The organism is Kordia sp. (genome assembly GCF_050633145.1).
Lineage (GTDB): Bacteria > Bacteroidota > Bacteroidia > Flavobacteriales > Flavobacteriaceae > Kordia.
Window position 1 is genome coordinate 22,507 of record NZ_JBOEFY010000038.1, and the last position, 8,801, is coordinate 31,307.

At 34.7% G+C, this 8,801-nt stretch carries 10 protein-coding genes; 4 read left to right on the plus strand and 6 right to left on the minus strand.

Translation table 11 applies throughout. The annotated features are described in order from the left end of the window. Positions 1-12 precede the first annotated feature (12 nt). Genes ACRBBL_RS17725 through ACRBBL_RS17745 form a run of 5 tightly spaced genes read right to left on the minus strand, consistent with a single transcriptional unit; the run spans position 13 to position 3,794 of the window. Entirely contained in the window at positions 13-297 is a 285-nt protein-coding gene (locus tag ACRBBL_RS17725; RefSeq protein WP_431370414.1) for a hypothetical protein, read from the minus strand. Further along, on the minus strand, positions 290-2,227 hold the full coding sequence (locus tag ACRBBL_RS17730) for a prenyltransferase/squalene oxidase repeat-containing protein (protein WP_431370415.1): 1,938 nt from the start codon (positions 2,225-2,227) through the stop codon (positions 290-292). Before ACRBBL_RS17730 ends, ACRBBL_RS17725 begins: the two co-directional genes overlap by 8 nt. A 17-nt stretch (positions 2,228-2,244) precedes the next feature. Further along, positions 2,245-2,925, minus strand: coding sequence for a hypothetical protein (locus tag ACRBBL_RS17735; protein WP_431370416.1), 681 nt, complete (start codon positions 2,923-2,925; stop codon positions 2,245-2,247). Positions 2,926-2,936: 11 nt separating this feature from the next. Continuing rightward, a complete protein-coding gene (locus ACRBBL_RS17740; protein WP_431370417.1) occupies positions 2,937-3,149 on the minus strand; it encodes a hypothetical protein in 213 nt (70 codons plus the stop codon). Positions 3,150-3,161: 12 nt separating this feature from the next. Next, positions 3,162-3,794, minus strand: a complete 633-nt coding sequence (locus ACRBBL_RS17745) for a hypothetical protein (RefSeq protein ID WP_431370418.1) — start codon at positions 3,792-3,794, stop codon at positions 3,162-3,164. Between the two features lie 433 nt (positions 3,795-4,227). Here ACRBBL_RS17745 and ACRBBL_RS17750 point away from each other — a divergent pair, with 433 nt between their 5' ends. From ACRBBL_RS17750 to ACRBBL_RS17765, 4 genes are all read left to right on the plus strand, one after another. Beyond that, a complete protein-coding gene (locus ACRBBL_RS17750; protein WP_431370419.1) occupies positions 4,228-4,734 on the plus strand; it encodes a TlpA family protein disulfide reductase in 507 nt (168 codons plus the stop codon). Positions 4,735-4,738: 4 nt separating this feature from the next. Beyond that, entirely contained in the window at positions 4,739-5,218 is a 480-nt protein-coding gene (locus ACRBBL_RS17755) for a hypothetical protein (RefSeq protein WP_431370420.1), read from the plus strand. A 172-nt stretch (positions 5,219-5,390) separates the two neighbouring features. Continuing rightward, positions 5,391-5,672 carry a hypothetical protein gene (locus ACRBBL_RS17760; protein ID WP_431370421.1) on the plus strand — a complete coding sequence of 94 codons (282 nt, stop codon included), beginning with the start codon at positions 5,391-5,393 and terminating at the stop codon, positions 5,670-5,672. Between the two features lie 237 nt (positions 5,673-5,909). Beyond that, on the plus strand, positions 5,910-6,107 hold the full coding sequence (locus tag ACRBBL_RS17765) for a hypothetical protein (RefSeq protein WP_431370422.1): 198 nt from the start codon (positions 5,910-5,912) through the stop codon (positions 6,105-6,107). A 39-nt stretch (positions 6,108-6,146) separates the two neighbouring features. Here ACRBBL_RS17765 and ACRBBL_RS17770 read toward each other — a convergent pair whose 3' ends face one another. Further along, positions 6,147-8,486, minus strand: coding sequence for an ATP-dependent helicase (locus ACRBBL_RS17770; protein WP_431370423.1), 2,340 nt, complete (start codon positions 8,484-8,486; stop codon positions 6,147-6,149). Between the last annotated feature and the right edge of the window lie 315 nt (positions 8,487-8,801).

Here is an 8,801-nt window from a genome sequence, read left to right on the forward strand (position 1 = left end):
AATGTATTTTTTTTATGCTATTGATCTTATTAGGTTAAACCATGCCATTACAATACATCTTGGAACTTCAGCAAAAACTGATCGTCCAAATGTAACTTTCTTTCCAACTTTTAATACCAATTGACCTCTGTGATCAGGATATTGTTGGTATAAGGTTTCTGCCTCTTCTCCGTAAATGGAAATTCTTTTTATGGTTCCAAGCGATAAGATTGTTGCCAGTTTGGACATCCATTTGCATGGTGGGCAAGTACTTTTATAAAAAAGTCGAGCTCTTATAGGGCGTTTATTTTTAGTCATACATCACTTGTTTTAATACTTTTATTACCGTTGCTGTGGTGATGGTACATGCGTAATCGCAATACAAAGTGCCTTTTGGATTTTCCCAAGGTTTTTCGCAGGATTGATCTGTTACTCTTAAATTATATCCACCAGGAAATCTTCCATCAAGTAATTGTCTGTTCAATAATTGTAGTACTGAAGCATTTGTATCAGTATCTCTGTACTGCATAATGCCTATTTTTAAGGCAAGCTCAAATGCGGTCGTTGATGTTGAGTTTTCTAACTCTATAGTTTGATAGAATTCTTCTTCAGCAATTTGCATATTGTTGAATAACTCCAGATAATGATAGGTACTATAGAGATGGTTTTTCCACCAGTAGCTTGGCCATTTTCCGTTATTCGGAGCAATTGTTTTTAAGTATTGCAATAACTCAGGATATAATTCACGTTGGTTTTCTGTTGAAAGTCCCATAAATGCAATTGGCGTAACACATGGATGTGCATCTGCCCAATGATTTTTATCTTTATATGTTGAAAAACCTCCTGATACTTTCCAATGCGATTGTAAAAATGCTTCATCTTCCTTGCGAACTGGTTTTTTTAATATTTTGAACAAGCGTACTGTCCAAGCGGTAGAATCTGCATCTGCTCCAGTGGTAGCATTGTAACCCCATCCTTTATTATAATCTCTTTGCGTTTCTAAATATGTAGCTGCTTTTTGGGCGGCTTCAAAAGCTTTTTCAAATCCTCGTGTATGTCCTATTTCAGCAAGCGCATATCCGACATAAGCTGTAATCCAATGTATTGAGGTTCCTACTGGTAAGTAATAATCGCCCCAAGAACCATTTTCATGTTGAATGTGCAATAAATAATCTATTGCTCGTTGTAGTTTTGTATATGTATAATAGTTTGCATCATCTGTATTTGGTTCAAATTTTATTGGCCACTTAGGCTTTAGATATACATTAATCCTTGTTTCGTTCGTAGTAGTAACGCCCATTCCTAAGAAAGCAACTTCATTTTCATTTGAGTTTAATGCCGTTTCAATGCCTATCTTTTGCAACTCGTTTTCATTTGTCAAAGAGTTAATTACATCGATCCAATCTGCATTTGATTTTCGTATACAATGTCCACACAAATCGACTTTAGCATCTTCCAAATTGCCCGTTTTTAAATCAAATCCGATACTAAATACAGTTCCAGATAGCTTCATTTCTGCATTTCCTATTACTTTTGAGAGAAACTTTATAATTTGCGGACTGTTTAATGGACTAGCACCAAGATTACTTAAAAGTGTTGCTTGTTTAAGTCTCCAATAAATTTTTGCTCTTCCTGTTTCTGGATTTAATGCTTCTAAACCAATGCTTGCTGTGACCGCATATTTTTCTAGAGCTTCAAGTACTTTTTCACTTTCAGAAGTATTAGGAAGGACTTTTGTCAACCATTTTCTTGCCATATCCCATCCACCTTCTCTCCCTAACGGACGTGTGTCTAAATACAAAGCAACTCCAGGTTGATCTGGCGAAGCTCCAATCCAACAAGCTCCTCTATAAAAATCATTTATAGAAAAAACTGTTTTATAGGTTAATACTTCATCAAATAAATACTCACAATACGCCGCTAAAGAACTTGTTTTTGTCTGTGTTAATATTTCTGTCAATACTTCTTTACTGGCTTCTATTCGTTCTTTTGGATCAAAAATTTCTGATACGGGATCAGCTATAAGACGAATTTTTACTTTTTTTGAATTACTTGATAAACATACTTGTAAGGGCGAACCATCATTATTTAATTCAGAAACTCCACCAATACGTTGGTGCTTATTTTTTAGGTGCAACAATGTATTACCTAAAGTGCTTATTTTTTCAGTGTTTTTAGTGTAGGAATGAGCCAAATGCAATAAAGCATTTACCTCATTCCCTATACTATTATTTTTAATAATATTCATTACTAAAAAGCTTACTACTAATTCGCATGAATTTGAATAGTACTTGCCGATCCTTTTATAGATCCGCTGTTTCCTCCAACTCCTGGAGAACCTGCATTTCCGGCATTACCACTAGGCGAACCACCTTTTCCGCTATCGCCACCAGCTCCACCAGCTCCGCCGTTTCCAACTTCTGATTTTGCAGTACTTCCAACTACGCCGTTATCATCAGTTTTAGTATATGTTACATCAACAGTAGTTCCGTTTCCACCGTTTCCGCCGTTTCCGCCGTTTCCACCGTTTCCACCATTTCCACCGTCACCTCCGTTAGAGCCTGAACATTTGTATGCGCCATCTGAGTCTTTTTTTCCGCCTTTTCCGCCGTTTCCGCCGTTTCCGCCAACTCCACCGTCTCCGCCTGTACCACCGTTTCCACCAGCACTAAAAACTTTGATGTTTCCAGCTAACTCATCAATGGTAAATGTTGCAGGTAAAGCGTTGCTTCCGTCATTTGCGTCTTTTCCATCTGCTCCATTTGCTCCATCTTTACCATCTCCTCCAGCGGTAGAATCTCTACAACCACTTGCCCAGTTGCAATCACAATCCCTTCCATCTGAACCATTAGCAGCTGTTTTTCCGTCTTCTCCTTTTGCTCCATTAGAACCTGAGTCTCCAAGTACTAAAATGTCTCCTAAGTCTGTTTCTTGTAATGTTGTCATTTTTCTGTTTTTTAAGAGGTTTTTGTTAGTTTTTTAAATGTTACAGTTGTATTTATAGTTGTATAAATTTGTCCTCCTTGAATATCAACATCGTCATAACTTGCTGGAGTATAATCTATCACTAGTGGATTATCTGGTGTCACTGTTCTTGTATCTCCATCAGATACTTCTACAATGGCTTTTTCGTTTACAAAACTTATAAAGTTACTTTTTGAATTACTCATTTTTCCTGTGTTTTAGTTGTTAATAAATTCTTGTTGCTCAATCTTTCTAAGACTTCCAATGGTTGTATGAGAAATTGCATAGGTTTCAAATTGTCCATTTCCTTGAATTTCCATCTCATCAATTAACACTAAAGCAGGATTTCCTTTTAGAATAAGACGTCCGCCTGGCTGAATTACGATTCTACGGAAGTGATATAAAGCAGCTTCAAAAGTTCCTTGATATTGCTCGATAGCTTTTTCGTAATCTGCTACTTTCTTTGAATCATTGAATAGATAAATCCAACCCGCTTTTTCAATATCTGAAATTTCTGTTTGCGTTAGATTTGTTTTCGAAGTGATTTCTTTTCCTCCCCAAGGCTTTGATGGTGTTTCCCAAGGATGGTTATCTGCTCTGTCATTAGTTCTTCCTATCCAAAGCTTGTACTCATCAAGACTTTTTGTAGATAGAATTTTTGGTTTTACATCTAGATTGTCTTCTAATCCAATGACTACTGTTTCTCCAATTGAGATTAATAAATCACGACCAGTTTCTTTGATGTCGAAAAAACTTTTTCGTTGATCTAATGCGCTTGGCGATTGGTTTAATGTCGCCATTTGACTTACTTCAAATACATCTGAGAATTCTTTTTGATCAAATTCATTCATAATTTTTGGTATTATTTTTTGCCTACTCTTTACAGGTTTTTCAGCTTACACCCTAATTTTGGTTGGTTTTATAAAATTGATCAATAGCAACATAAATAAAGTATAATACTACACATACATAATAATTTACTTATAAATACTATATGATTAACATTTAAAAACACGCTTAAAATTAATACAAATAAGAGGTAATAAATAGCGTACAAATACCCGATTTGAAACACAACTAGTTACCCTCTAGCTATTTCTTATGAATGCAGAGCATCTTATTTTACTATAGATGTTTAATGAAGGTGGCTTTATATTTCTGAATGTTTTGATTTGAAGATTGCAAAGTGTAGAACCTAAAAAATGTAACAAAACTCGCATTAGACAAGATCGCTTTTGTTAAAATATTTCTATATCTTGTTGACACATTAAAACAAACTTTATCATGCGATTACAATTCATTACAACTTTGGCTTTTAGTCTTTTTTTCCTTGTCGGATATGCGCAAGAAGGCGATGTTGCCAAGAAAGGACAAGACGTTTCTGACTTAGTATTTACCGTAGAAAATGGTAAAAAAATAAAAATGTCTGATTATAAAGACAAAGTGGTATTTATTAACTTTTTTGCCAATTGGTGTCCGCCATGTAAACTAGAAATGCCATATTTAGAAAAGGATGTTTGGTTGAAACATAAAGACAATAAAAACTTTGTAATGATGGCTTTTGGTCGTGGTGATGATTTGGCGAAAGTGCAAAAGTTTCAAAAGGATTTTAAAACCACATTTCCGATGCATCCAGATGTTTCTAAAGCGATTTACAATCATTTTGCAACCAAATATATTCCGCGAAATTATATTATTAAAAATGGTAAAATAGTCTATGCTTCCAGAGGTTTTACGAATAAAGAGTTTGAAGAAATGGTTGAATTGTTAGACGAACTATTAAAAGACTAATTAGATGAACTTAGATACTATTAAAAATCGCTTGCAAGCGCAGCAAATATTTTTCTCAGAAGATTCAATAATAGAACAACCAACAGTTATTGGGTATGACAAACAATTTCGTTGGAGTTGGATGGCAACACAGCTGAATACATTTATTATGGCAAGTGATCTTGGTGATCAAACAATTACAGTAGAAACGATTGAAAATCATCTCAAAGAATCTTTCGACTATAGTCGTAAAAACTACAATGGTTGGTTGAGAGGTTTGCAATCTGGTGTTGGAGTGATTTCTATTTTAATCTCTGAAAATGTTTCTGAAGATGCGAAAGTATATTGTAAAAAGTTAAAATCGGGTAAAAAATGGGCCGCATTTACCATTCCTGTAGTTATTGATGCTACTACTAAAGAAGTGTTCTTTTTTGATAAAAAACCAATGTGGGGACGTATTTACTTTTCTTTTTTCAAAAAAACGATTCAAGAATTGACTGCTTGATAAGGTGCAATAATTTATGACATATCGTTTCCCCATTATATCTTTACGAAAACTCTATTTTTATATTATAATTTCTGTTCTTAGTTATGTATTTCTTTTGATCATTTGCATATCAATACTTGTACATTTCTTTGAAATAAAAGGTGAAGCTATTGGTATTATATTACTTATTATGAGCATCATTCCTGCTTTTACGATCTTGAATAAGATTGAAAATAAAGTCTCTAAAGAAACGATTATAAAACTCAATTCCAAAGTATTAATAATTGATTCTCAACGAAGATTTCCAATAGATCAAGTTAAAAAATTTCAAGTACGAATATCTTCTAGAAATTTTCCTGCGATTATTATTTATTTGAAAGATGGTAAAAAGCATATAATACAATGTGCGGAAAAATATAATCTTAATTTTACAGAATTTGTAGCTCATTTTGAGAAACTTGTAGAAACCTAATTTAAAAGTGGTTTAAAAAGAGAATCTAATCAAAGTATACGAACATCAAAATTTTGTACAAGCAATTGAATTGTTCGATAGAAAAAAATCCTAAGCGCTTCCTACGATGGCAGTATCAAATCTTGGGAATTATAAGCACAAAATATGCTTCTCTGCATTTATGAATTTCGAGTATACTTTTTTCATTTTTAAGGAGTTAATCTGTAAGTTTAAAGAATTAACCATAAAACTTTAATCATGAAAAAAAGAAATTTAAAAGCAAAATTAGATTTAGGAAAAAATTCTGTATCTAACTTAAAAACAGATCAAATTAAAGGTGCTGGAAGTGCTATTTGTTCTGGATTGCAAGACACTTGCTCTAATTGTCAAGGTGTTACAAGAGAGTATCCTTGTCCGCAACGTACCGTAAGAGATCCTAGATGTAATTTTAACTAGACAAAAAAAACGAGCTTCGGCTCGTTTTCTTTTTTTATATTATTTTACCACTTTCAACTTTGCAAAACGCAGTAATAGCTTCTTTATTCCGCCTACTTTAAATTTGATTTCTGCTTTTTTATCACCTCCGACACCTTCTAATCGTAAAATTTCTCCACGACCAAAACGCGAGTGCTCTACCAAAGTTCCAGGAACTAGACTTTCGTCTAATAAACTACCGCTTGGCGGACTACTTTGTGTTCGTTCTGGTTTTAGTTTTCGTAGCTTTCTTACTTGTTCTGGCGTTGGGCTTCCCACAACTGGCGGACGTCCAGATATTGGTTTTTGCAAACGTAATTTGCTTTTGTCTACTTCTCCAAAAATATCATTATCTATCAACGGTTTGAAACGGTAGCTATCTATTGGCGTAATATAATCCAAGAATTTGTCGTCAATTTCTTCTATAAAACGACTTGGTTCTGCATCAACCAATTTTCCCCAACGATAACGACTTTGTGTATAGGTTAAATAAGCTTGTTGTTCGGCTCTGGTTAAGGCAACATAGAATAAACGACGTTCTTCTTCTAGTTCACTTCGTGTACTCATACTCATCCCAGACGGGAATAAATCTTCTTCCATTCCGACAATGTATACATGCGGAAATTCGAGTCCTTTTGCCAAGTGAATCGTCATTAAAGCAACTCTGTCGTCATCACCTTTATCATTGTCCATATCGGTTGCAAGCGCTACATCTTCTAAGAATTCTGCCAAAGCTCCCGTTGCATCTGCTACTTCTATTTGTCCTTCAACAAAATCTTTAATACCGTTTAGTAACTCTTCGATGTTTTCAATACGTGCAATTCCTTCAGGCGTTCCATCCTTTTTTAATTCTTGAACTAAACCTGTTTTTTTGGTGATGTGTTTTGTTAATTCGAACGCATCTGCACCTTCATTCATGATTTGAAAACTTCGAATCATGGTGATGAAGTTCTCCAATTTTGTTTTTGTTCCTTTGTTTATTTTTAAATCGATTTTTGAAATATTTTCCATTACTTCAAACATCGAACGTCCGTAATGTTTGGCAGCAACGACTAGTTTATCAATCGTAGTCTGCCCAATTCCACGTGCTGGATAGTTGATGACACGCTTTAGACTTTCTTCATCTTTCGGATTGACGATTAAACGTAAATATGCCAATACATCTTTGATTTCTTTTCGTTGATAGAATGACAAACCTCCGTATATTCGATATGGAATGTCACGTTTACGCAAGGCATCTTCCATTGCTCTCGATTGCGCATTGGTACGATATAAGATGGCAAAATCACCATTTGGCAATTGCTCACGCATCTTGGTCTCAAAAATAGAGCTTGCTACATAACGACCTTCTTCTCCATCGGTAACACTACGGTTTACTTTTATTTTTGGACCAGAATCGTTTGCTGTCCAAACTACTTTGTCCAAACGAGTTTTGTTGTGTTCTATGACTGAATTGGCGGCTTCTACAATGTTTTTAGTAGAACGATAGTTTTGTTCCAAACGGTACATTTCAACATTATCATAATCTTTTTGGAAGTTAAGAATGTTGTTGATGTTTGCACCACGGAATGCGTAGATACTTTGTGAATCATCACCTACGACACAGATATTTTGAAAACGATCTGCTAATGCTTTTACAATTAAGTATTGTGAATGGTTTGTATCTTGGTACTCATCTACCAAAATATAGCGGAAACGATCTTGATATTTGGCTAATACATCTGGGAAACGATTCAGTAATTCATTGGTTCTCAACAGTAAATCATCAAAATCCATTGCACCAGCTTTAAAACAACGATCTACATATTCTTTATAGATTTCGCCCATTCGTGGACGTTTTGCCATTGCATCTGCTTCTACCAAATCGGCATTGTTAAAATATGCACGAACCGTGATTAAGTTGTTTTTGAAAGAAGAAATTCGCGAACGTACTTGTTTGTATTTGTAGATGTCTTTATCAAGTTGCATTTCCTTGATAATAGAGCGAATTAGACGTTCGGAATCTTGTGTGTCATAGATTGTAAAGTTGCTTGGATAGCCTAGTTTATCTGCTTCGAAGCGTAAAATTTTCGCAAAAATAGAATGGAACGTTCCCATCCAAAGGTTTTTTGCTTCACTTCCACCCACAATATCGGCAATACGCTTTTTCATTTCACGTGCGGCCTTGTTGGTAAACGTTAGTGATAGAATATTAAACGCGTCAATTCCTTGACTCATTAAATACGCGATTCGATACGTAAGTACTCTTGTTTTTCCTGAACCTGCACCAGCTATGACCATTAACGCTCCATCTTTGTGAAGTGTAGGCGCTCTTTGCGCGTCATTTAACTGATTTATATAGTGATGAATGTCTTGCTGCATAATTGCCTCAAAAATAAAACACTCAAGTCGCTATTACAACTGTTATTTTTGAAAGTTATGCACTTTTTGTTAGTTGGTGTTGATTTGGGTGTTGTCAGTTGTTAGTTGTTAGTTGTGGGTTGTATTACTTACTGCCTGTTTGTTTCAAAGTATAAACTCTTAAACTTATAAACTTCTTTTCTTGTTAATTCGTTTTTTGTGAGTTTGTTTATTTGTTTTTAATTCAAACTATAAACTTGTTACTATGAAGTCAACTGGAACATCAAAGTATTCTCGACTGCGCTCGAATTCACATTTGAAACTTCTCAATACTTA

Excerpts from the sequence above, each read along its gene's own strand:
- ACRBBL_RS17760 (WP_431370421.1), top strand. The coding sequence starts at position 5,391 with ATGAGCATCATTCCTGCTTTTACGATCTTGAATAAGATTGAAAATAAA.
- ACRBBL_RS17770 (WP_431370423.1), bottom strand. The coding sequence starts at position 8,486 with ATGCAGCAAGACATTCATCACTATATAAATCAGTTAAATGACGCGCAA.
- ACRBBL_RS17740 (WP_431370417.1), bottom strand. The coding sequence starts at position 3,149 with ATGAGTAATTCAAAAAGTAACTTTATAAGTTTTGTAAACGAAAAAGCC.
- ACRBBL_RS17730 (WP_431370415.1), bottom strand. The coding sequence starts at position 2,227 with ATGAATATTATTAAAAATAATAGTATAGGGAATGAGGTAAATGCTTTA.
- ACRBBL_RS17750 (WP_431370419.1), top strand. The coding sequence starts at position 4,228 with ATGCGATTACAATTCATTACAACTTTGGCTTTTAGTCTTTTTTTCCTT.
- ACRBBL_RS17765 (WP_431370422.1), top strand. The coding sequence starts at position 5,910 with ATGAAAAAAAGAAATTTAAAAGCAAAATTAGATTTAGGAAAAAATTCT.
- ACRBBL_RS17745 (WP_431370418.1), bottom strand. The coding sequence starts at position 3,794 with ATGAATGAATTTGATCAAAAAGAATTCTCAGATGTATTTGAAGTAAGT.
- ACRBBL_RS17755 (WP_431370420.1), top strand. The coding sequence starts at position 4,739 with ATGAACTTAGATACTATTAAAAATCGCTTGCAAGCGCAGCAAATATTT.
- ACRBBL_RS17735 (WP_431370416.1), bottom strand. The coding sequence starts at position 2,925 with ATGACAACATTACAAGAAACAGACTTAGGAGACATTTTAGTACTTGGA.
- ACRBBL_RS17725 (WP_431370414.1), bottom strand. The coding sequence starts at position 297 with ATGACTAAAAATAAACGCCCTATAAGAGCTCGACTTTTTTATAAAAGT.